This is a genomic window from Streptomyces sp. NPDC054786 (assembly GCF_053611685.1).
Genome location: NZ_JBSHAW010000003.1, coordinates 223,501 through 244,548 on the forward strand (window position 1 = coordinate 223,501; position 21,048 = coordinate 244,548).

General features: G+C 68.2%; 18 protein-coding genes and 4 pseudogenes. 12 read left to right on the top strand and 10 right to left on the bottom strand.

Annotated features, from left to right (window positions below; translation table 11 throughout):
• Position 1: 1 nt before the first annotated feature.
• The 3 genes from ACWGI6_RS04610 to ACWGI6_RS04620 all read right to left on the bottom strand — a co-directional run bounded on the left by ACWGI6_RS04610 (position 2) and on the right by ACWGI6_RS04620 (position 4,034).
• Positions 2–2,518, bottom strand: a complete 2,517-nt coding sequence (locus ACWGI6_RS04610; RefSeq protein ID WP_453266101.1) for a Pls/PosA family non-ribosomal peptide synthetase — start codon at positions 2,516–2,518, stop codon at positions 2–4.
• A gap of 741 nt (positions 2,519–3,259) precedes the next feature.
• Positions 3,260–3,523, bottom strand: a complete 264-nt coding sequence (locus ACWGI6_RS04615) for an Lrp/AsnC ligand binding domain-containing protein (protein ID WP_453266102.1) — start codon at positions 3,521–3,523, stop codon at positions 3,260–3,262.
• A 151-nt stretch (positions 3,524–3,674) separates the two neighbouring features.
• Complete coding sequence (locus ACWGI6_RS04620) at positions 3,675–4,034, bottom strand: PRC-barrel domain containing protein (RefSeq protein ID WP_453266103.1); 360 nt, start codon at positions 4,032–4,034, stop codon at positions 3,675–3,677.
• A gap of 933 nt (positions 4,035–4,967) precedes the next feature.
• On the opposite strand from ACWGI6_RS04620, the gene ACWGI6_RS04625 reads away from it, so the two are divergent.
• The 5 genes and pseudogenes from ACWGI6_RS04625 to ACWGI6_RS04645 all read left to right on the top strand — a co-directional run.
• Entirely contained in the window at positions 4,968–5,366 is a 399-nt protein-coding gene (locus tag ACWGI6_RS04625) for a DUF6303 family protein (RefSeq protein ID WP_393904691.1), read from the top strand.
• A 632-nt stretch (positions 5,367–5,998) separates the two neighbouring features.
• Entirely contained in the window at positions 5,999–7,198 is a 1,200-nt protein-coding gene (locus ACWGI6_RS04630) for a CaiB/BaiF CoA transferase family protein (protein WP_453266104.1), read from the top strand.
• Positions 7,199–7,235: 37 nt separating this feature from the next.
• On the top strand, positions 7,236–8,402 hold the full coding sequence (locus tag ACWGI6_RS04635; protein ID WP_453266105.1) for an acyl-CoA dehydrogenase family protein: 1,167 nt from the start codon (positions 7,236–7,238) through the stop codon (positions 8,400–8,402).
• A 99-nt stretch (positions 8,403–8,501) separates the two neighbouring features.
• Entirely contained in the window at positions 8,502–10,118 is a 1,617-nt protein-coding gene (locus tag ACWGI6_RS04640; RefSeq protein WP_453266106.1) for an amidase family protein, read from the top strand.
• A gap of 118 nt (positions 10,119–10,236) precedes the next feature.
• A pseudogene (locus tag ACWGI6_RS04645) lies at positions 10,237–10,519 on the top strand (ATP-binding protein); the annotation flags it as partial.
• 255 nt (positions 10,520–10,774) lie between these two features.
• On the opposite strand, the gene ACWGI6_RS04650 reads toward ACWGI6_RS04645, so the two are convergent.
• Entirely contained in the window at positions 10,775–11,479 is a 705-nt protein-coding gene (locus ACWGI6_RS04650; protein WP_453266107.1) for a Clp protease N-terminal domain-containing protein, read from the bottom strand.
• 122 nt (positions 11,480–11,601) lie between these two features.
• On the opposite strand from ACWGI6_RS04650, the pseudogene ACWGI6_RS04655 reads away from it, so the two are divergent.
• The 3 genes and pseudogenes from ACWGI6_RS04655 to ACWGI6_RS04665 all read left to right on the top strand — a co-directional run.
• Positions 11,602–11,868 (top strand): annotated as a pseudogene (locus ACWGI6_RS04655) (transposase); the annotation flags it as partial.
• 520 nt (positions 11,869–12,388) lie between these two features.
• Positions 12,389–12,835: a hypothetical protein gene (locus ACWGI6_RS04660; protein WP_453266108.1), complete on the top strand. Its 447-nt coding sequence runs from the start codon at positions 12,389–12,391 to the stop codon at positions 12,833–12,835.
• A gap of 9 nt (positions 12,836–12,844) precedes the next feature.
• Complete coding sequence (locus tag ACWGI6_RS04665) at positions 12,845–13,294, top strand: SRPBCC family protein (protein ID WP_453266109.1); 450 nt, start codon at positions 12,845–12,847, stop codon at positions 13,292–13,294.
• 194 nt (positions 13,295–13,488) lie between these two features.
• Here ACWGI6_RS04665 and ACWGI6_RS04670 read toward each other — a convergent pair whose 3' ends face one another.
• Positions 13,489–13,869: a winged helix-turn-helix transcriptional regulator gene (locus tag ACWGI6_RS04670; RefSeq protein ID WP_453266110.1), complete on the bottom strand. Its 381-nt coding sequence runs from the start codon at positions 13,867–13,869 to the stop codon at positions 13,489–13,491.
• A gap of 162 nt (positions 13,870–14,031) precedes the next feature.
• Here ACWGI6_RS04670 and ACWGI6_RS04675 point away from each other — a divergent pair, with 162 nt between their 5' ends.
• Positions 14,032–15,492, top strand: a complete 1,461-nt coding sequence (locus tag ACWGI6_RS04675; protein WP_453266136.1) for an MFS transporter — start codon at positions 14,032–14,034, stop codon at positions 15,490–15,492.
• A gap of 42 nt (positions 15,493–15,534) precedes the next feature.
• Here the strand turns inward: ACWGI6_RS04675 and ACWGI6_RS04680 are convergent.
• The 3 genes and pseudogenes from ACWGI6_RS04680 to ACWGI6_RS04690 form a co-directional block, all read right to left on the bottom strand.
• Positions 15,535–15,841 (bottom strand): annotated as a pseudogene (locus tag ACWGI6_RS04680) (IS5/IS1182 family transposase); the annotation flags it as partial.
• Between the two features lie 65 nt (positions 15,842–15,906).
• On the bottom strand, positions 15,907–16,509 hold the full coding sequence (locus tag ACWGI6_RS04685) for an MBL fold metallo-hydrolase (RefSeq protein WP_453266111.1): 603 nt from the start codon (positions 16,507–16,509) through the stop codon (positions 15,907–15,909).
• A gap of 762 nt (positions 16,510–17,271) precedes the next feature.
• Positions 17,272–17,461, bottom strand: a pseudogene (locus tag ACWGI6_RS04690) (esterase); the annotation flags it as partial.
• Between ACWGI6_RS04690 and ACWGI6_RS04695 the strand changes: the two are divergent.
• On the top strand, positions 17,439–17,969 hold the full coding sequence (locus ACWGI6_RS04695; RefSeq protein WP_453266138.1) for a hypothetical protein: 531 nt from the start codon (positions 17,439–17,441) through the stop codon (positions 17,967–17,969). The pseudogene ACWGI6_RS04690 and the gene ACWGI6_RS04695 sit on opposite strands and share 23 nt — an antisense overlap.
• A gap of 129 nt (positions 17,970–18,098) precedes the next feature.
• Here ACWGI6_RS04695 and ACWGI6_RS04700 read toward each other — a convergent pair whose 3' ends face one another.
• The gene (locus ACWGI6_RS04700; protein ID WP_453266112.1) at positions 18,099–18,848 is read right to left on the bottom strand and encodes a dienelactone hydrolase family protein; all 750 of its coding nucleotides are present in this window, start codon (positions 18,846–18,848) and stop codon (positions 18,099–18,101) included.
• 109 nt (positions 18,849–18,957) lie between these two features.
• On the opposite strand from ACWGI6_RS04700, the gene ACWGI6_RS04705 reads away from it, so the two are divergent.
• A complete protein-coding gene (locus ACWGI6_RS04705; RefSeq protein ID WP_453266113.1) occupies positions 18,958–19,440 on the top strand; it encodes a MarR family winged helix-turn-helix transcriptional regulator in 483 nt (160 codons plus the stop codon).
• Between the two features lie 370 nt (positions 19,441–19,810).
• Here ACWGI6_RS04705 and ACWGI6_RS04710 read toward each other — a convergent pair whose 3' ends face one another.
• On the bottom strand, positions 19,811–20,452 hold the full coding sequence (locus tag ACWGI6_RS04710; RefSeq protein WP_453266114.1) for a TetR/AcrR family transcriptional regulator: 642 nt from the start codon (positions 20,450–20,452) through the stop codon (positions 19,811–19,813).
• A gap of 177 nt (positions 20,453–20,629) precedes the next feature.
• Between ACWGI6_RS04710 and ACWGI6_RS04715 the strand changes: the two genes are divergently transcribed.
• Positions 20,630–21,004, top strand: a complete 375-nt coding sequence (locus ACWGI6_RS04715; protein ID WP_453266137.1) for a VOC family protein — start codon at positions 20,630–20,632, stop codon at positions 21,002–21,004.
• Positions 21,005–21,048: the final 44 nt, after the last annotated feature.

Here is a 21,048-nt window from a genome sequence, read left to right on the forward strand (position 1 = left end):
TCTACCTCCACTCCCCGCCATCGCCCCGGCGGATCTGCCGGGCCGGATTTCCCCCCCATCGTGCGGCCTGCGGAAGGACTTCGCCCTTCATGAGGAATGAGTCGGGGGCCAGCACCGCGCCGTCACCGATCGTCACGCCGTAGTGCACGAAGGCGCCGACCCCGAGGGTGCAGCCGGAGCCGATCGTGCTGCGGTCGGACTTGAAGGTGCCGTCCTCCTGTGAGTGGCACTGGACGACGCTTCCCGTGTTGAGCGTGCAGCCGTCCCCGATGGTGACCATCGACCGCTCGGTCAGGTAGCAGCCGTCGTCGAAGACCCTGCGGCCGAGCTGGACACCCAGCAGCCGCCAGATCACGTTCTTGAACGGCGTGCCGTTGAAGATCTGCAGGTACGTCTCCGACGGCACCTTCCAGAAGCGCTCACGCTTCCAGAAGCGGCGGTCGTAGATCGAGCAGAACAGCGGGCCCGTGGGGTGGAACGCCGTGACGGCACGTTCGATCAGCACGTAGTACACGGCACTGAAGAGGACGACGAGGACGTTGGCCAGCGCGATCGCCGCCGCACCGAACAGGGCGTAGAGATCGGCGGCGACCGAGACGAGCAGGGTGACCAGGAAGAAGTAGATCCACCGGACCAGCAGGTACCACCCCATGGTGGCGGCATTGTGCCTGTTCTTGGCGGGGAGCCGGCGGCGCAGTTGCTCATCGCTCTTCAGCCCGTCGAAGCTGCTGTCGCGCTGCACCGACCGCGGAATCTCGAAGCTGGGCGAGCCGAGAAGCCCCACACCCTCCCGGATGTTCCCGTCGACGGGGACCATGACCTTCGTCGCGAGGAGGCAGTTGTCGCCCGTCCTGCCCCGTGAGGGGTAGGCGATCCGGTTCCCGAGGAAGTTGCGCGGTCCGATCGACGTCCGGGAGACGCGGAATGCGGTGCTGGAGAAATCGGCGTTGTTGATGGACAGTCCGTCGGCGACCATCGTTCCGCTCCCGACGGAACTCAGATACGGGGTCTCATGCTTCACCTCCGTGCCGAAGTTCGACCCGGTCTGCTCGATCCGGGAGAGGTCGTAGCCGAGGCACCGCAGGTAGTGGACGATGCCGGAGCTGTCGCCGAACAGGCGCGTCAGCGACTTGCTGTTGGTCATGAGAGTGATCGCCCGGTGCACCCCGTAGTGGAAGCCGTACAGGGGATAGACCTTGCCCGGTGTGATGGTCCGGTTCAGCAGGCGCGGGACCGTGGTCAGGAGGAGGAGACCGAGGGGCAGGACGCCGAAGAAGACGACGAGCGAGAACGCCAGGGCGTCACCGTAGAACGTCCAGCTCGTGAGGGCCGCGGGCCCCGGTTCCAGGGCCGCGGCGAGCTGCGGGGCCGCGGCGAGCAGGATGCCCACGGCGCCGATCGTCAGGGGCACGTACACGAGGAGCACGGTCAGCAGTTGCAGGCCGCTGTGCAGCGCCCTCCTCCTGAAACCGCAGTTGGCTGCGCCCACCACCTCGTAGTCCGCGTCGGTCCGCTGCGCCGGTGACCCGTGCCAGTGCTCGCCGTTGGGCACCGCCTGCCCGCTGTGCAGGGAGGAGGCGTGGCCGAGCTGGGCCGCGTCGCCCAGTGAGGTATCGATGTCGAGCACGGTGGCCTCGCTGACGACCGCGTCCTTCCCCAGGGCGACCGTGCCGGTCTGGATCAGTCCGGCGTGGGCCCGATAGCAAGGGAAGAACGAGTCCTTGCGTACGAGTGCTCCGTCGCCCACGGCGAGCAGGTCGGTGCACACGGGAACGTTGCGGGAGAAGATCACGACGCCTCGCCCGATTCGCGCGCCCAGCGCCTTGAGATAGAGCGCGTAGAGCGGCGAACCGACGAACAGGACCAGCGGGTCGGTACGGATCAGTGTCTTGACGATCCAGAAGCGCACATACGCCAGGCTCCAGATACGGATCTGCCGGGGCTTCCACCGGCCGATGAGCATCCACTTCACGAGAACCGGAAGGGCGCACAGCGTCAGAAAGCTCGCCGTGCCGAACAGGACGGAGCGCAGGTACACGTCGAATACGCCGGACCCGGCGGAGATCCACGCGTAGCCCCGCGCGGCGACGAGGGCGATGAGATAGGAGTAACCGAGGAAGGACAGGAGCTGTAGCGCTCCGCACAGAACGTAGTGCGGCCTACCCGTCGGAGCCGTTGATGCGGGTACCGGCGACTCGACGGGGGCGGAGGGCGCGGACACCGCGAGCGCCGTCGTCAGGCTCCTGATCGTCGGATTCCGGTAGACATCCTTCATCGACACCGACGGCAGGTCCGCATGCTTCCTGACCCGCGCACAGAACTGCGCCATCAGCATCGAGTCGGCGCCCAGTTCGTCGAAGAAGTGGCTGTCGACCGATACCTGACCGACGCCCACGACGTCAGCCAGCACCGCGGCGAGAATCCTCTCTACACCGGCGGTCGGGGCGGCAATCGCGCCCCGGACCGTGGGGGATTCCCCCAGATCGGGGGGCAACGCTTCAAACGACTTTCCCGCCATGTGGGCTCCCTCGGGAAGTTCCGGCCGCCGTCGTCCAGTGCCCTGGCACCAGGCGCCTTCGCTTGTTCAGGCGCCAGCCCGAGGGGGCGAACCGAGCGGTGGGTGAGGTGTCGGCACGGACGGCGAATCCGCCAGCGGGAAGCCAGCTCCGTTGTCGTCTGTACTCGACACGAGAGACGGTCAGACATCACAACCTTTGTTCGATGCTAGCGTGGGAGTCGCATGGGTACATTTTGGAAAGTTTTCGCATATTGGTCATCTGCTCGACACGTGGGCGCTGAAGCCTTCGGGCCGGGCCGCAAGGGTCGCCCTCTCGGTCACCGGTGACGGGGCCGGGGGGCGAACCCGCACCCCCCTCCACTGCCCAGCAGTAACAGGGCACCAGGCCCGGTATCAGGCGCCGCACATCGCACTGGGGGAGCTGTCCGCCCGGCCGGGTGCGCGCACGCCGGAATTCCACTTTGTGCGCCGGCTTTCCCCTCGTGCGGAGTACCGCACGGACACCAATTTCCTGCCCGGTTATCAGTGGGCGTGGCCGCGACCGGCCCGGGGCCGAAAGGCATTCGCCGGCGATGTGGGCGGTTCACCCGAATGGGGGCACGTGGGCGCAGCCTTTGTCTCCTATATGGCGCGGCCTTTGTCTCCTATATAAGGGGCCACGAATACTGAGGGTCCAAGAGCGCTGCGTTCCTCTGCGTCGGCAGTAGCGGGCGGCGGCCGTGTCCGAACGGCGGCCGGTGTTCAGTGGTGCCGGTGCGGCGCGCGGGGCTGCTCGCCGTCGGCCGGCTCGATCGTGCGCGACTGCACGTGCTCGTACGCCATGGTCGTCTGCACGTCGGCCACCTCGCGCCGCTCGGTGAGACGGTCGATGACGAACGTGTACAGGCCGTTCACATCCGGCACCGCGATGTGCAGCAGGAAGTCGAAAGCGCCGGAGGTGACGAACAGCCCGATCACCTCCGGCAGTTGCTGCGCCCACTCGCGGAAACCCTCTCCCTCCCGCACGGATCAGGGGTAGCTGACGAGGCTGGCCACGTTGGTGGCGGAGTTGGACGGGCCGCCCCGGTCGTTGATGACGTGCCGGATCGTTCCCGTGCCGCCCAGCGAGACCGTCACCATGGGCGGATTCCAGAGGTCTCAGCTGTTACCACGTTCCCTACAGGGCGGCCGGCTGTCCGAGCGTGGCGTAGTAGGTGCCGACTTCGGTGAGGTAAGCGGCTTCGGTGGTCTGGCTGTCGAAGGCGAAGCGGGGCGCGGCCTTGATCTCGTCCCTGGTGTGGGTGACCGTCACCGTCCTGGCGGCCGTGTCGATGGCGTGCACGATGCCGGCGGGGACCAGGAGGCTCTTGCCGAAGATCCACACGCTGGTGTCGACGATGAGGTGCTGCCTGCCCGGCTCGTTCATCTGTCGTTCCACTTGCCCCAACGTTCCGTCGGGAGTCTCCACGGTGAACCCCGTCAACGGCTCCTGACCCTGGTAGCCAATGTCGGCCGGGTACGCCCAGATGTTCTTCATGACGGTCGGTTCCTTTCTCTCTGCACTATCGGGCCGGGGCGGTCCGCGAGGTTGACCGCCGCCGCGAACTCCGCCCCGGCTCGCCCCCTGCCCTACCCAGGTAACAGAACGTCACACGGCCAAGCATCCAGAGAGAGGCCAACTCAGGGACCGTACCGGCTCCGCACGAGTGGCCCGGCCGAAGCTCGCCAAGGGCTTCCACCTGCGGTTTCGCCCCTTCTCATCCTCCGTGGAAAGAGGCGTCCCAAGGATCTGCGGGGGTGAATCCCTCTCGTGGCCGATGCACTGGGTAAGGGCAGGGAACGCCGCCCGCGCCACAGGCCCCGACAACGGGGAGAAGGGCATGCAGCAGCCGCACACGATCCACGAGCGTCGGCCCCACTCGGCCCGGGGTGTCGTCGACCATGAACGGCAGCCGATGCCCGCGACACCGCGAGCGGCTTCCTCGTCGGCCTTCTCCCGCCTTCTGGAAGGGCGCGTGGGGAGGGCTATATGGGGGAGCGAATCGGGGGTCTGATCGGGTGGTTCGGGGTTCGCCGCTCGCATGGCGGGCACGCTTCCCGGCCACCACGCATGGACGACGCGAAGGAGGTGAGCTCCATGAGCACCACCGAGGCCCCACGCAGGGGCACGGCACCGCCGACACCGCATGTCGGTCTGGCATGCCGACCCGAAGCAGCGGGGCGCGCACGGCGTCCGGCGGAGACGCTTCTGCAGGGCCCGGAGCCCGCCCCGAACCAGGACGACGCTGAGGCGGTGGTGCTGGTCGGCTCGGAAACTGATCACCACCGCCGTACGGCACGCGGGCGGACCGGCCTGCTCGCCGCGCGGTGTCGTGGCCTCCCGGGCCCCAGGCCTGCCTCCCGTGGAAATCCTGGAGCGCAGGCCGGTGCCGCCGTTCGTGACGGATGTCGCCTGAAGTGAGGAGAACGCGTGACTGCCGAAATTCCCGCCCCGCAGACCGAACCCGGTGGCCCGCAGCCCGAGGTCACCGACCCGCAGGCCGAACTGCCCGGACCCCAGCCGGAGCCGACCGCCCACGGCCACCTCACCCGCGCACAACTGACCCGGTCGCCCGGTGACACACACTGGGAGATCGCCATTGTCCTGTACGGCGTCCCCGCCGACGAGTGGCCCTTCACGGAACTGCCCGGCCCGCAAGTGCCGACTCTCACCGCACGCGGACAGGCACTCGCACGCTTGGGCTACGCCCAGACCGGCCCTGGCTCCCACTACTGGGAGTGGGCCGAATGCCAGGACGGCGACCACGACCCCGTACGGCTGATGGCGCATACCGAAGTGCACCCCACCGGCCCGGCGGAGACCGAGTGAAGAGCAGGACCGGCACGCAGCCCGCTGTGCGCATCCCGGCGGCGCGGAGCTGCGGCGACCGGACCGGCTTCCACGCGTCGAAGAGTTTCCTGGCCGGCGGCCCTCGGGCTGCGCGGACGGGCGCCGGGTGAGGTCCGAGAGGCGCAAGGGCGAGCAAGGCGTGAGGGTCTCCGAAGTCGGTGCCGGCCTGCGGTCCGTCGTCGTCACGTCCTGACGCTCGGGTGCGCAGCCTGAGCACCGTCCAGGCCAGGCAGAAGCAACCGGCCTGACGGGGCGGATGCCGGACGAAACGAGCCGCATTTCGGTGCGGGCCCGCTCCAGCCCGTTCAGGGCGCGCCGTGCGCGATCCACCCTGAATCGCGGATCTTCCACCACCCTCTGCACCAGGCATGGGGGCAGCAATGTTTGCCAGGTCACCGGCGCAGCAATGAACGTTCATGATGCTGCTCCCGCACAAGGCACGTACGGATGGAGAACGCGGCCCGCCGCGGGTAGCAGGGATGAGCCGAACCGGAACGTGGACTCGGGGGCGCCACGTGCGCCGATGCCCGCACTGCCCTGCATCACCGGACCCGCGCAGCACACCGAAGCCGTCGTGCACCACATGCCCGGCCAGCCCTGGAGGTCACCGCATGACCGAACTCGCCGAAGAACTGCCGCTTTCCGGCATCACTGTCGTCAGTATCGAGCAGGCGGTGGCGGCCCCCTTCGCCACCCGCCAGCTGGCCGATCTCGGCGCGCGGGTCATCAAGGTGGAGCGCCCGGAAGGGGGCGACTTCGCCCGCCGGTACGACACCACGGTGCAGGGTGAGTCGAGCTACTTCGTGTGGCTCAACCGGTCGAAGGAGTCCCTGACCCTCGACCTCAAGTCGGACCGGGGACGGGACGTCCTGGAGCGTCTGCTCGCCGGCGCGGACGTGTTCGTGCAGAACCTGGCTCCGGGCGCGGCCGCCCGGATGGGCCTGAGCGCCGAGGCCCTGGCAGAGCGCTTCCCGTCACTGATCCCCTGCTCCATCTCCGGCTACGGCTCCACCGGGCCATGGGCCGACCGCAAGGCGTACGACCTGCTCGTGCAGTGCCAGACGGGCCTGGTCTCACTGACCGGGAGCGCGCAGGAGCCCGCCCGGGCGGGAGTGTCGATAGCCGACATCGCCGCCGGCATGTACGCCTACTCGGGCATCCTCACCGCCCTCTTGACGCGCGCGACCAGGGGCGTCGCCCGCTCCGTGGAGGTCTCGCTGTTCGAGGCGCTCGCCGAGTGGATGAGCCAGCCCGCTTACTACACCTCCTACGGCGGAACCCAGCCCCCACGGGTCGGAACCCAGCACCCCACCATCGCACCGTACGGCGCCTACACCGCAGCCGACGGCAAGGACGTCCTGTTCTCCGTGCAGAACGAGCGCGAATGGCTCGCCCTGTGTGAGCAGTTCCTGGAGCGTCCGGATCTGGTGGACGATCCACGGTTCGCCACCGGACCCGACCGCGTGGCACACCGCGACGAGCTCAACGCCCTCGTGGCCGAGCGGTTCCGCTCGCTGGGCAGCCGGCACGTGAGTCATCTGCTCGATGCGGCAGGCATCGCCAATGCACCGGTCAACGACGTCAAGCAGTTCCTGGCCCATCCCGTGCTCCAGGCACGGGACCGCTGGCGAGGCGTGCAGATTCCCGGTGGGGGAGTGGTGACCGCGCTGCTGCCGCCGGTGGATCTCGCCGGTGTCACCCCGCGTATGGACGCCGTCCCCGCCGTTGGCGAGCACACCGAGTCGATCCTGGCCGAACTGGGTTACGGCGCGGACGAGATCGACGCCCTGCGGACCGAGCACGTCATGTGAAAGGCCGCCCGAGCCAACCAGCAAGGAGCGCTGCAGCATGAGCACTCTCGACATCCTCACCGAGGACGAGCAGTCCCTCGTGAGCACGGTGCACGACTTCGTCGACAAGGACGTCAAACCGGTCGTCCGGGCACTCGAACACGCCAACACCTACCCCGAGGCCCAGATCGAGCAGATGAAGAAGCTCGGCATCTTCGGGCTCGGCATTCCCGAGGAATACGGCGGCACTCCGGTCTCCACCTCCTGCTTCGTCCTGATCACCGAGGAACTCGCCCGCGGCTGGATGAGCCTGGCCGGCGCGATGGGTGGCCACACCGTGGTCGCCAAGCTGCTGCTGCATTTCGGCACCGAGGAGCAGAAGCGCCGCTACCTCCCGCGGATGGCCACCGGCGAGATCCGGGCGACCATGGCCCTCACCGAACCGGGCGGCGGCTCCGACCTTCAGGCCATGCGCACCATCGCCCGCAAGGACGAGGACGGCTACGTGGTCGACGGCACGAAGACCTGGATCACGAACTCCCGGCGGTCCCAGCTGATCGCCCTGCTGTGCAAGACCGACCCGCACGCCACGCCCGCGCACCGGGGCATGTCGATCCTCCTCGTCGAGCACGGCCCCGGACTCACGGTCTCCCGCGACCTGCCCAAGCTCGGCTACAAGGGAGTCGAGAGTTGTGAGGTGTCCTTCGACGGCTACCGGGCGCCCGCCGACGCCGTCCTGGGCGGCGACGAGGCCAAGGGGTTCGCCCAGATGATGAAGGGCCTGGAGACCGGGCGGCTGCAGGTCGCCGCCCGCGCACTCGGGGTCGGCCGTGCGGCGTTCGAGGACTCCTTGACGTACGCACAGGAGCGCGAGTCGTTCGGCAAGCCCATCTGGCAGCACCAGTCCGTCGGCAACTACCTCGCAGACATGGCCACTTCACTCTCGGCGGCGCGCCAGCTCACCCTGCATGCCGCGCGCGAGGCCGACGCCGGCCGCCGGGTCGACATGGAAGCGGGCATGGCCAAGCTCTTCGCCTCCGAGGCCGCCATGCAGATCGCCCTCAACGCCGTTCGCATCCACGGCGGCTACGGGTACTCCACCGAGTTCGATGTCGAGCGTTACTTCCGCGACGCACCGTTGATGATCGTCGGCGAGGGCACCAACGAGATCCAGCGGAACGTGATCGCGAGCCAACTCGTCAAGCGCGGCGGCCTCGATGCCTGACCACGGGCACCGGCATGCACAGGGAAGTCAGTGCACAGCGCGTGCGCACACGTTGCGGCGCTCTTGTGCCGGGCGTCGGGATGTAGTCCGCTAACTCTTATGGGGAAGAGGAGCGTTGCCACACTGATCGCCGCCCTGCTCGCGGGGTCCCTTATGACAGGCGCACCGAATCCGCGTGCGGAAGCCGCCGAAGCGGGCGCCGGTGGTTCGCCGCCGGCCGGTTCGCCCCCGATGCCGGGAATCGATCTCGACACCGTGACGATCCCCGAGTTGCAGGCGCGAATGGCGGACGGTTCCCTCACGCCGTCGGCGCTGACCACCGCCTACCTGCGGCGGATCAAGGCCGTCAACCCCAAGATCAACGCGGTGCTGCGCACCGACCCGACGGCTCTGCGCCAGGCGGCCGCCAGCGACGCCAGGCACCGACACGGCGACACCCGTGGCCCGCTCGACGGCATCCCCGTACTGCTCAAGGACAACGTCAACACCCGTGACATGGCGACCACGGCCGGGTCGCTGGCGCTGGCCGGGCCCCCGCCGGACACCGATGCCGCCCTGGTGACCCGACTGCGGGACGCGGGGGCGGTGATCCTCGGCAAGACCAACCTGTCCGAGTGGGCGAACTTCCGTGCGGCGAAGCCGACATCAGGGTGGTCGGCGGTGGGCGGGCAGACCCACAATCCGTATGTACTGGACCGGAACCCGTGCGGGTCGTCCGCCGGTTCGGCTGCCGCGCTCGCCGCGTCGTTGTCGCAGGTGGCGATCGGTACCGAGACGGACGGCTCGATCGTGTGCCCGGCCGGGATGAACGGGGTGGTCGGCCACAAGCCCAGCCTCGGACTGGTCAGCCGAGCCGGTGTGGTGCCGATCTCCGCCGAGCAGGACACCGCGGGGCCCATGGCGCGCAATGTGATCGATGCCGCGCTCACCCTTTCGGTGCTCAGTGGCGGCGACACCTCGCGCCCCCGCGGCCCCCTCGGCCTCCCGGACGAGCTGACGCACCCCGGCAATCTGCGCGGCAAGCGGATCGGCCTGTGGCGGCTGCCCTCGCTCGGGCCGGAAGTGGACGCCGTGATGACCCGTACGGCGCAGAGACTGCGTCATGCGGGTGCCGAAGTCGTCGAGGTGACGCTCCCGTACCAAAAGCGGCTCGCCACACTCGAATTCCCGGCGCTGCTGAGCGAGTTCCACCGGGACATCGATGCCTACCTCGCCACCCGCGACGGTCCGCAGAACCTGGCCCAGCTCATCGAGTTCCACCGCACCCACCCGGCGGAGCGCACCTGCTTCGCCGGTCAGGAGCTGTTCGAGCAGGCCCTGGTGGCGCCTCCCACCACCGATCCGGAATACCAGGCCATGCGCGCCGAGTTGGCGGACCTTTCGCGGCGCTCCATCGACGAGACCATGGCTGCACATCATCTGGACGCCATCGCCTCGCCGACGAACCCGCCCGCCTGGACGACCGACTGTGCGCGGGGCGACGACGACGTGATTCCGTCCTCGACCCCAGCGGCCGTGGCCGGATACCCGTCGTTGTCGGTGCCCGCCGGGTTCGTGAACAAGTTGCCCGTCGGCCTGCTCCTGATGGCCGGTGACCACCAGGACGCCAAGCTCCTGTCGCTGGGGGCCACTGTGGAGCACCGACTGGACGCCTGGCGAGCACCGCGCTACCTGCCCTCGGTGGGGCCCGACGCCTCCCGGTCGACGGCCCGGTGACGGCACCGGTCCGGCGCGGCGTGTGTGGTCCCGTCACCCACGTGCCGGGACCACACACCCACACGGCCGGGCCGCTCCGGAACGTCCGCACCGGAGCGGCCCGTCGGGCGGCGGAGAGCAACTGATCATCGAGGTCTCCGACCGGGGGCCCGGCATTCCTGAGGACGTGCTGCCGCATGTCTTCGACCGCTTCTACAGAGCCGACGTGGCACGCGCCCGCTCCGAGGGCAGCGGCCTGGCACTGGCCATCGCTCTGGAGAACGTACGGCTGCACCAGGGCACCGTTGACGGCTGCCAACTCTCCCGCCGGTGGCGCGAGGCTACGGCATCTCACCGACCGCCCCCACCACCGCCGGTGCGCCCGCCGACGGTGCCCTCCAGCCCGGGACACGCACTCATGACGCGCGGCTGCTCTTCGTCACCCCGACCGGTCTGCGCTACGCGCCCCGCACCTTCCCGCCGGGGACGTGGGCACGTTCCGACGCGGCACTTGCTGACGGTTTCGACATGAGTCGTAGTGCACGGCTGCCTCTCACCCACCGTGCACTACAAGGTTTTTGGCGACGTCGGGTGGGGGTGGCGGCACGAGCCCACCGTCCTGTGTCGGGTGGGGAGGGCTGTGCCGGCCCGGTCCTCCGCGGCGACTGACCGCTTCGCTACGGCTTGTCGCGCGCGGCGGACCGTTTGGTGATCTCGGTCTTGACCGTCTCGCGTAGCTCGTCTGACGTGAAGCCGAGGGTGCGCAGGATCTGCGCGGCTGGGCTCTCCTCGGCGCGGATCAGGCCCAGCAGCGCGTGTTCCGTGCCGACCCAGTCGTGGCCGAGGTCGGCCGACGCGCGGCGTGCCTGCTCGATGGCCTCCTTGCTCTCCGGCCGGAACGCGATGTGACCCCGCAGCGCCTTCTCCCCGTCCGCCGGCATGGCTTCCTCGATTGCGTCGCGGATGCGTTGCTCCGACTCGGTTTTCGCGATCAGCAACTCGTAGGCCAGGCCCTGCGGTTCGCCGAGCAGGCCGAGCAGCATGTGTTCGGTGCCGATGAAGTCGTGCTTGTGCGTTCGGGCGGCCTCCTGCGCCAGCACGATGCTGTGCCGGTTGAGGTTGGTGTACCGCTCGAAGGGGCCGGGTGCGTGGCGTTGCTGGGCGGCCTGCTTGGACACCCCGATGGCGTCGCCGATCTCGGTCCACGACGCGCCGGTCTGCTTGGCCTTGCTCACATAGTGGTCGATGAGCTGGTCACCGAGGTCGGACAGGGTCTGGGCGCGCAGTCGCGCCTCGCTGATGCGGGCCAGTTCGTTGGCGTCGGGGAGTTCCTCGTCGAGTCGGGCGATCAGGTTGGCGAGGCTGATGTCGAGTGGACTCATGCGTCAATCTTAAGTTGACGATCGAGAGTCGTCAACCTGTAATTGACGCTCGCTCCGCAGTTTCCTGCGACGGCCCGGTGCATCTCGGGCCCGAACGCGACCCACTGGATCCCTTCGGGCCCCGCGGCATCACACCGAAGATCGCCCGGAAGGACACCGCCCACGGCTCCGGACTGGGAAAGTCCCGTTGGGTCGTCGAGCGGACCTTCGCCTGGCTCCACCAGTTCAAGCGACTCCGGATCCGCTACGAGTTACGCGCCGACCTCCACCTCGCACCGCTCCAACTCGCCTGCAGCATCATCTGCTTGAGACGACTCCGAAAATCACTTCGAAACGATCAGTTAGCCAGGCTTCTACCGCTACGTGACCGCGGTTCTCCCGGTGTGTGATGAAGGGATGACGCCGCGCCCGAGGCGCTCCTGGCGGTGGCTACGTCGACGGCATGCACACCAAGAACACTGCGAAGCGCGCCGCCGAGCGCGCCGACGCCCTCGTCCGCGTCCCCCTGCGCAGGGCGGCGACCGTCGGGCTCGTCCTGCTCACCGGGGCTGCGCTGGCGACAACGACCGCTTGTGGCAAGACCGACTCCGGCGGCCAGGACCCGGCCGCGGCCGGGTCCTCGGCGGCGCAGGAGAGCACCGGCAATAGGTGTTGTGGATGGGTGACTCGATCGCCGACACCGAGGCCCTCCCCTCCAGGCAGCACTGAAGGCGAGCGGTGTCGATTTCAAGTCGGCGGCCTCCGACGGCGGTGGAACCGTCGTCCAGGGTGACGGGCCCTCGGTTTCTGCCGGCCAACCGCGCCCACGACGACGCAGATCCGTGGCTGGGCGGTATGCGAGCCAAGGGCGCCTGCGGCATGCCGAGCGAGGGCGAGAAGAAGAGCTCCCCACCGTGTGACTTTGTGGGCGTGTTGGAAAAGAAGTACCCCACCATCGCGGCCACGCAAGAGCGCCAAGGGAAGGTGAAGTTCATCTACAAGACTCAGGCCATGGTCGGCGAGGACTCGAGCCAGACCAAGGGCTGGTCGGTGGGCGGGAAGGCCTCGGCCTCGCTCACCGGGGAAAGCAAGCCCGACGGTGTCGGGAGCGACGGTGGGCTGGGAGCAGAAGCCAGTTTCGAATACAGCGAGTCGACCACCACCAACAACAAGTGGACGAACACCACCGAAGAGGCCACCGAGGGCGAAGTTCCGGACGGTGTGATCGGGTCACTCGAGGGGCGAGCCAACGGTGGCACGTATATCGGCTACATCGTCAAGAAAGAGGATCTCACCAGCTCCGATGGGACGCGTAGGTCACCGGTTTCTGAGGTCCGGCGAATCGGTCGGGCCGTGGTTACGGGACATCCCCTATAGGCTGAGCTCGTGCCGAATTTCGAGGTCGTGACAACCGTCGCCGCACCCCCGGAGCAGGTGTTCGCGGTGTGCCTGGATGTGCAGGCGCATACCCGCTCGATGGCCGCTTCGTCGGAGCGAGCAGTTGGTGGCAGGACGCGGGGCGAGCTGTCGCTCGGTGACACAGTGACCTTCCAGGCTCGCCATTTCGGCCTGACCTGGCGACTCAAGGCCCGCATCACCTCATACGATCGGCCCCGACGTTTCGTGGACGAGCAGGAGTCCGGGCCGTTCAAGCGATGGCGTCACGCCCACCACTTCGAGCCGGACGGCACCGGTGGCACCGTGATGAGAGACGTCATCGACTTCGTCTCACCGCTGGGGCCGGTCGGACGTATCGTCGACAGAATCCTCCTGGGCTGGTACATGCCCCACCTCATCAGAATCCGCAATGCCTATCTGGCCAGCACTTTCGACTGAGCGGTCGGGGCAGACACGGCCGAGGCCGGCGCCCCAAGGGGTCGGCCGCGGTCTGCTGAACTCGTCCGCTCTCCGCTCTCCGCCCGGCCGCCGAGCCTCGTGCCGGTCGTAGAGGGCACTCTGGTCGCCGAGGCCCGGTCCCTTGCTGCCGACTTATGGTCTGGCCCTGAGACGCGGTTGCGGGTTTCTGATCTTCAGGTTCCGGTCGCGGGCTGGTCGTCGCTTCGTGCCTGGCCCTTGAGGTGATTTCGGTACCAACTACCCCATGTGTCGAGCTGGTTGATAATGCTCCTCAGGCTCTCTCCGGCTGCGGTGAGCGAGTACTCCACCCTCGGTGGCACTTCCGGGTAGACCGTCCGTGACACGAGACCATCCTCCTCCAGCTCCCGAAGCTGTCGGGTGAGCATGCGCTGGGTGACGGTCGGCATGGCCTTTCGGAGTTCGCCGAAGCGGTGCGTGCCTATCAGGAGATACCTGAGGATCAGCAGCTTCCACTTTCCGCCGACGACCGACAGGACGACCTCGGTGTTGCACCAGTCGGCCATCGCGTCCACACGCTCGCGTTCTCGCCTCATGATCAGCACTGTAATCAGGTATACCGAACGACACTATGGAACCGGAATGACAGACAGGCACATCAAAGACCGTACTTGTGCCAGAAAAATCAGGCCGCACACAGTAGTTGAGTGCTGACTGATACCAAGCAGACGACGCCCCACCGGTGGGCGGCGCTGGGCGTGCTCTGTGCCGGCCTGCTCATGGTCGGGATGGACCTGACGGTGCTGCATGTGGCGGTGCCGACGATCAGCAGAGAGCTCTTGCCGAGTGGATCCGCGCTCCTGTGGATCGTCGACAGCTATGCGCTCACCGTTGCCGCCGGGCTGATCACGTGCGGGACACTCGGTGATCGGTTCGGGCGAAAGCGGATACTGGTGTCCGGCTGCGTGGTCTTCGGGCTCGCGTCGACAGGCGCGGCGCTGTCGGTGGCGCCGGGGGAGCTGATCGCCGCTCGGGCCGCACTCGGGGTCGGTGGCGCGATGATCATGGCGAGCACGCCCGCGATCATCAAGGCCATATTTCCCGACGACCGGGAGCGGTCGGTCGCCATCGGGCTGTGGACTGCGGCGAACAGCGTAGGAGTCTCGGTGGGCCCACTTCTGGGTGGGCTGCTGATCGAGCACTTCTGGTGGGGCTCCGTCTTCCTGGTCAACGTGCCGATCGTGGTGCTCACTGTGATCGGGGGCGCCCTGCTGGTGCCGGAATCGCGCAACACCCGGCCGCACCGGTGGGACGCGATCAGCGCCGTGATGTCGGCCGTCGGGCTCGCCACCGTCGTCTACGCGTTTCAGCAGCTGGGCGAGTACGGCTGGACTCAGCCAGTGGTTCGGGGCATCGGGCTCGCCGGAATGGTGCTCCTGGCCGGCTTTGTCGTCCGGCAGCGCCGGATCGCCCATCCGCTGCTGGATGTCGCACAGTTCGCCGACCGCCGTTTCTCGGTCGCCGCGCTGTGCATCTTCGGATGTTACGGCGCGTACACCGCGTTGCTGTTCCTGCTCACTCAGCGATTCCAATTGCTGGAAGATTATTCGCCGTTGGGCGCCGGCCTGGCTCTCGTGCCGTTGGCGTTGGCCAATGCCGGCGGCGCGGCCCTGGCGCCGCGCTTCGCCGCGCGATGGGGGCGCCGACGTGGCCTGTCCGGCGGACTGCTGCTGTGCGCGCTGGCGCTGGCCGCCTTCGCTCTCTTCGGCGCCTCGGCCAACTACGGAGCTTTGTTGGCTGCGGGACTCGGCTCCGGAGTGGTCATGGCACTGGGGTCGGACGCGATTCTGGGCGCGGCGAAACCGGAGCGCGCGGGAGAGGCCGGAGCCGTACAGGAGACCTCCTTTTCCCTCGGGGCGGGGCTCGGCCTCGCCTTCTTGGGGACCGTGCTGTCCCTGGTGTATCGCTCCGACTTCGCCCCGGTGCCCGGCGCCTCGGCGCAGCAATGGAACACCGCGCGCAGCTCGCTCGGTGCCGCGTCCGAAGTGGCTGCACGAGCCGGGGGGCGGGTCGGTGACGCGCTGCACAGCGCCGCGGCGCATGCTTTCGACACCGGCTTCGCCGTGGCGACCGGGAGCGCAGCCGCAGTCGTCGCACTGCTGGGCGTCCTGGCCTGGAGAGGGATGCGCGCATCCGACGATCGCCGCGGGCACGAGTGACTTCCCCCCGAAAGTCTTCTTCTGGCGACGCCGGCATCAAACTCATGCCCACAACAGCCCGTCACCTTTGAGACGGCAGTCGCGGGGGATCTGCCAGGTTTCATGCGGGCGACGGTGTGCTTCACGCGGGCGCGGATCTGCTTGTGGGACGTATGGTGCGTCGGATTCCGCCCACGCCCCGCAGCTGTTGCGGTTGCCTGGCAGGGCACGGACGACTACGACGACCAGGCGGCTGTCGACGTCGATGACGACCTGGTGGTTGGGGGAGTAGCTGTAGTTGCTCGAACTGTTCGGTGACCGCATGGGCGCGGGTGGGCACCACGGTGCCGTACACGATGAGCACGGTGTCCTTGTGGCTTCATCCATCTCCCAGGGCTGCTGTCCCGGAACCCAGTCCGATCGATTCGCCGGGCCTCAGATACTGATCGATTCGCCGGGTCCCAGATACTGGTAACCGTGGTTGGTCTCCTCGGTGAGCCAGCCGTTGATGCTGCTGAGGCCGCGATCGTTGAGCTGGGCGTCGTGTATCGCAAACGCCCGCTGCGGTGTGATCGCCTTGACGAAGTCGATCGCCTCCGCTGTCTTCATCCACGATCCTTGGACCGGAACCAGGAGCGTGGCGATCGGCTGCTCGGGCACATGGAGCGAGTCACCGGGGTGGTAGATCGCCTCGTCGATGATGTAGCCGAGGTTCGCGCAGTCCGGTTGGCCGCCGTAGATGAGCGCGTGACGACCGCCTACCGCCCGTACCCGGAAGCCGGCGGCGTTGAACTCCACGTCGCAGGACACCCGAGTAACCTCTAGCCGTGGGATGTCCGCCTCGACAGGGGCGTAGACGGGCACGCCGAGCCCGGCCAGGCGAAGGACATCGATGTGATCGGCGTGTTCGTGCGTCACCAGCACGGCGTCGGCGCCGGTCAAAGCGGCCGGCTCGCTCCATATCCCGGGATCGATGACCAGCACCCGACCATCGTGTTCAAGCCGCACACATGCGTGGGTGTATTTCGTGATCCGCATGGCCTTCGAACGTACTGCGTCCGCGAATCGTCCCCCTACCCGACGAGAGTGAGGATTTACAGGCGCGCGATGCCGAGTATGGCGAAGTGGGCATCGCTTCGTTTGAGGCGGCAATCGGGCAGGATCTTCCCTCACTTCATGCGCGCCCACCGTTCCCCGACCCGGCCGCGGCACACACAGCGCGACGGGGGAGCCGTGCAAAGGCCGGTTCTGAGGCCTGCGTTACCGATCGTCCCGGGCGGGCACAACCCCTTCGACGGGCAAATGGGGAGCAGAAGCGAGCGAGGGGGTACGCATGGTCGCGTGGCTGGTTTTAGGGGTGCTCTTTTTGCTGGTCATCGTGCTCATCGTCCGGATGACCGTCAAGCCACCCAACCTCAACCCCCGCCGTAGTGGGCGCCGGGGCTCAAGTGCCGGGTTCACGGGGCAGGCATGGAGGGCCGGTGAGGACAGTGACTCCGGAGGCGGGGGCGGCGCCTCTTGTGGGGGCGGCGGGGGGTTCTGACGGCAGCGATGAGATGCCTCTCAGCCCGAGCGTCGTAGCCGGCGAACCCCGCGAACCCCGCGAACCCCGCGAACCCCGCGAACCACGACGCTCGGAGGCTCACATCAGTCCGTCTGCTTCCCGCACCGCACGGGCACATTCCGGCACGGGATGACCGGTCCCTCGGCGGACAACCATGCCGTTGGCCACCGTGCCGTAATGCTTCCCACGCCCGCCCCGCCCCAGGCGCTCCTCGGTGAGTAGGCGTGGCCGGTCGCCTACGCCTGACGGAGCCGGGCGATGATGCCGTTGAGGTCGTCGCGGAACATCTCGGGGCGGATGAGGTGTCCGCCGGGCTCCTCGTGCCACTCGTGCGGGATACCGGCGTTTGTCGAGGAGGCCGCGGAACTCCCGTTGTCCGGCGAGCACTTCGGTTTCGTTCATCGTGTCGAACCAGTTGATCGGGTCCCTCGCCGACGCCTGCACCCACGCCGAGAAGAACGGCCGACCGCGCATGCTCAGCAGGGCCTTGATCTGCGCCGCCGATGTCCGGCTCGCCCTCGGCCACTACGGTGCGGCCAAGAACCTGCTCCGCCGGGCAGGCGACCTGCTTGAGCAGGCAGGGGACGTCCTCCTGCACACACTCGCCCTGACCCGGCTGGGCACGGCCGAGCAGGGCGAGGGAAACCTGAGCGCCGCCGTAGCCCTTCACCACCGGGCTCTCTCCCAGCAGCGGACGCTCTCCCCGCTCACCGACCCCCACTGCGTCCGGCTGGAGATGCACATCCGTTGCCGCCTGGGCCGCACCTACTCCGCGGCCGGCGGCGTCGACGAGGCACAAGAGCAGTTCCGGACCGCGCTCGCACTGCCCGGAGCCGGTGCGTACCCCGAGGAGCACGCGCTGGGATTGCGGGACTCAACGAGTGCAAAGGGACGGCTTAGGGGACCGGGACAGCCATGTCCGGGGGAGAGTTGAGCCTGGCTCCAGGCGGCTTGCTGCATGCGCCGCATGCCCACACCAGGTCCCAGCCGCTACGTTGCGGCCGGCGTGCGAGCCACGGACTCCGGAGCCGGGTACTTCAGGTGGGGTTTCCGAGCCGGAGCCTCAGCTGTTGGCCAGGGTGCGGTCGAGGAGGGGGAGCAGACGGTCCCAGTGGCGCTGCAGCGCGGAGGGGCTGAAGGCGTCGGTGTCGGACATGGTGAAGCCGTGGATGGTGTCGGGGTAGATCTCGGAGGTGTAGCCGACACCCGCGGCATCCAGGGCCTGGTTGAGCTCGCTGAGGGCCTCGGACGACATGTCGTTCACGGCGTGGCCGAGGTGGACTTGGGCGGTGAGCTCGGGGACGAGGCGGTGCGGGCTGTCGGGCCCGTCGGTGACCAAGTTGCCGGGGTGGAATCCGGCGACGGCGGCCACCTGGTCGGGATGGGCCGCTGCGGTGCGCATCGCCAGGACGGCGCCCATGCAGTAGCCGATCACGGCGACCGGTCCGGCGCTGACCTCGGGCTGGGTGGTGAGGAACCTGAGGTAGGCGTCGGCGTCGCGCAGGGCACGCTCGGTGGTGTGCGCCTCGACCAAGGGCAGCAGCTGGGCGACGACCGCGGGCCGGACCTTTTCTCCGATGTGCTCGGGAAGGTCGATCACCGGTGCCGGGCCGTGCCGGTAGTAGAGGTTGGGGACGAGCACGTAGTACCCGTGCTCGGCCAGTTCGCGGGCCCTCTCCTCCAGCTCGGGCCGCACGCCGAAGACGTCCGTGTACAGCAGCACCGCCGGGTGCCGCCCGCCACGGTCGGGGAAGGCGGCGAAGGCGTCGGACTGGCCGTCCGGGGTGGGAATCTGCAGGGTCTTGGTGGGCAAGATCTTCCTTCCTTGGTGTTCGTTCAATGAACGTTTATTGGACTAACGTTCTCGGCGCGAGTGAAGGTACATCGTTAGTCGAACTAACGCAATGGGTAGGATGGGCGCCATGATCAGAGCCGAAGCCGCGGACCTGCCCGACGACGGCGCGCCCAAGACGCCCGACCGGCTGCGTCGACGGGCGAGCCGACTGTTGTCGCAGCTGACCGTGCGGTCGGACCGGCTGATACACGAGGGGCTGGCCCAGGTCGACGCCCGCAAGTGGCACTACGCCGTGCTCGCCTCACTGCAGGATTACGGGCCGGGCAGCCAAGCGGCCCTGAGCGCTCGCACCGGCATCTACCGCAGCGACATGGTCGGTGTGCTCAACGAACTGGCCGAGCGTGACCTCGTCGAGCGGGCGCCGGATCCCGACGACCGGCGCCGCAACACCATCACGGTCTCCGCCCAAGGCCGCCGTCAACTACGCCGCCTCGACAAGGTCCTGGACGACCTCCACGACGAACTGCTCGCGCCGCTGAGCCCGGCCGAACGCGACCAGTTCGTGCAGTTGCTCACCCGCTTGCTGGACCACCACACCCGGACCTCCTGACCCTGCGTGGTGGCATCCGGCATCCGGCGTCCGTGCCGGCCGGGGCGCTGTTTCGTAGGTGGTCGCTCGGGAAACACGGGGTCGGTCCGGCGTTCTGCCTCGTGCCCCACCTCGCCAAGGCCGTCAACGTGCCGACCTCCGCCGTACGCAAGTCCGGCTCGGCGTGGACGGAGCTGCCCAGGCCCGCGAGCGCCGGCATCGAGTCGGCCGGGCACGTCCGCCTCGGGTGCGCCCGCGCCACGACCGCTCGTCAGTCCGGACGGCTCGACGGCTCGCCACATGTGGTGGCCTTCGGTTCACCCGGGACAGCGTGGCGAGGCCGTACCGCGTCATGAGCTCGCGTGGTCACGGCGGACGAGGCGGGCGGGGCCTATCGGATGGCGTAGTCGCCGAGGGCGGGTTCGAGTTGGTCGAAGACGCGGACGGATTCGGCGGCGAGGGTCGCGGCGATGTGGTCGTTGTCGTGCCCGGCGAGGGTGAGTTCCTGAATGCGGGAGAACAGGAGGCGGTGGGCGGCGGCGAGTTGGGCGGCCGCGGCACGGGGGGTGATGTCGTCGGCGTCGGCAGCGACGGCGGAGGTGAGGGCGTCGGCCAGGGCTCGTTCTCGTTCGTCGTGCAGGTCGCGCAGCCGCGTGGTGAGGGTGGGGCTACCCGCGATCATGCGGGAGAAGTCGGGCCCGGCGAAGCCGGCCACGGCGTCGTGTTCCTGGACGGCGGAGCTGAAGGCGCGGCGCAGCGCGGTGAGCGCGGATTCGCCGGCGGCGCGGTTCTCGACGGTGCGGGCGAGGCTCGCGGTGAATGTCTCGTGGTGGTCGAGAGCGAGGTCCTCCTTGCGCGCGAAGTAGTTGGTGACGGTCTTCTTGGCGACGCGAGCGGCGGTGGCGATCTCGGCGATCGTCGTCTCCTCGAAACCCTTCTGGAGGAAGAGGCGGGTGGCGTGGTCGGAGATCAGCTGCCTGGTCTCCTGCTTCTTGGCCTCGCGAAGGCCCAAGGGCTCAGCACTAGCACTCATGAAGCCAAATCTTACATCCGACGTAAAAATAAGCTTGACCCCGGAATGGCCGGCCGGGTAATTTTACGTTCGACGTAAGATTTTGTTCGCGGGCGGCTCTGGACCCCGACACGGCACCGGCCACCTGCCTCACCTGCCGCATCTGCCTCACCGCTTCGAGGACTTCGAGGAGAACCCATCAACATCACCGCCTCCACCATCTCCCTGACCGTCGACGATGTGCCCGCCTCCCGCGACTTTCTGATCACTCACTTCGGCTATACGCAGGTCACGGCCGCGGACGGTTTCGCCTCGCTGACTCGCGACGATGCCGCGGCGGACATCGTCCTGCTGCAGCGCGGCATCGAGGTGCTGCCTCCGGAGCAGCGCGACCAACGGGCGTCCGGTCTGATCCTGGCCTTCACGGTCACCGGCATCGCCGACCACGAGGCGCGCCTCCGCGAGGCGGGCGCACCCATCACCATGCCGCTGCGCGAAGAGCCGTGGGGCGAGCGGCTGTTCCAGGTCACCGACCCCAACGGCATCGTGCTGCAACTCGTCGAGTGGGCATGACGGCGGACCGCTGAACATCACCACGATGCCCGTCGCCCTGAACA

Bases quoted from the DNA above. Each gene is read 5' to 3' on its own strand.
- ACWGI6_RS04610 (WP_453266101.1), bottom strand. From the start codon at position 2,518: ATGGCGGGAAAGTCGTTTGAAGCGTTGCCCCCCGATCTGGGGGAATCC.
- ACWGI6_RS04620 (WP_453266103.1), bottom strand. From the start codon at position 4,034: ATGAAGAACATCTGGGCGTACCCGGCCGACATTGGCTACCAGGGTCAG.
- ACWGI6_RS04630 (WP_453266104.1), top strand. From the start codon at position 5,999: ATGACCGAACTCGCCGAAGAACTGCCGCTTTCCGGCATCACTGTCGTC.
- ACWGI6_RS04635 (WP_453266105.1), top strand. From the start codon at position 7,236: ATGAGCACTCTCGACATCCTCACCGAGGACGAGCAGTCCCTCGTGAGC.
- ACWGI6_RS04640 (WP_453266106.1), top strand. From the start codon at position 8,502: ATGGGGAAGAGGAGCGTTGCCACACTGATCGCCGCCCTGCTCGCGGGG.
- ACWGI6_RS04650 (WP_453266107.1), bottom strand. From the start codon at position 11,479: ATGAGTCCACTCGACATCAGCCTCGCCAACCTGATCGCCCGACTCGAC.
- ACWGI6_RS04670 (WP_453266110.1), bottom strand. From the start codon at position 13,869: ATGAGGCGAGAACGCGAGCGTGTGGACGCGATGGCCGACTGGTGCAAC.
- ACWGI6_RS04685 (WP_453266111.1), bottom strand. From the start codon at position 16,509: ATGCGGATCACGAAATACACCCACGCATGTGTGCGGCTTGAACACGAT.
- ACWGI6_RS04705 (WP_453266113.1), top strand. From the start codon at position 18,958: ATGATCAGAGCCGAAGCCGCGGACCTGCCCGACGACGGCGCGCCCAAG.
- ACWGI6_RS04710 (WP_453266114.1), bottom strand. From the start codon at position 20,452: ATGAGTGCTAGTGCTGAGCCCTTGGGCCTTCGCGAGGCCAAGAAGCAG.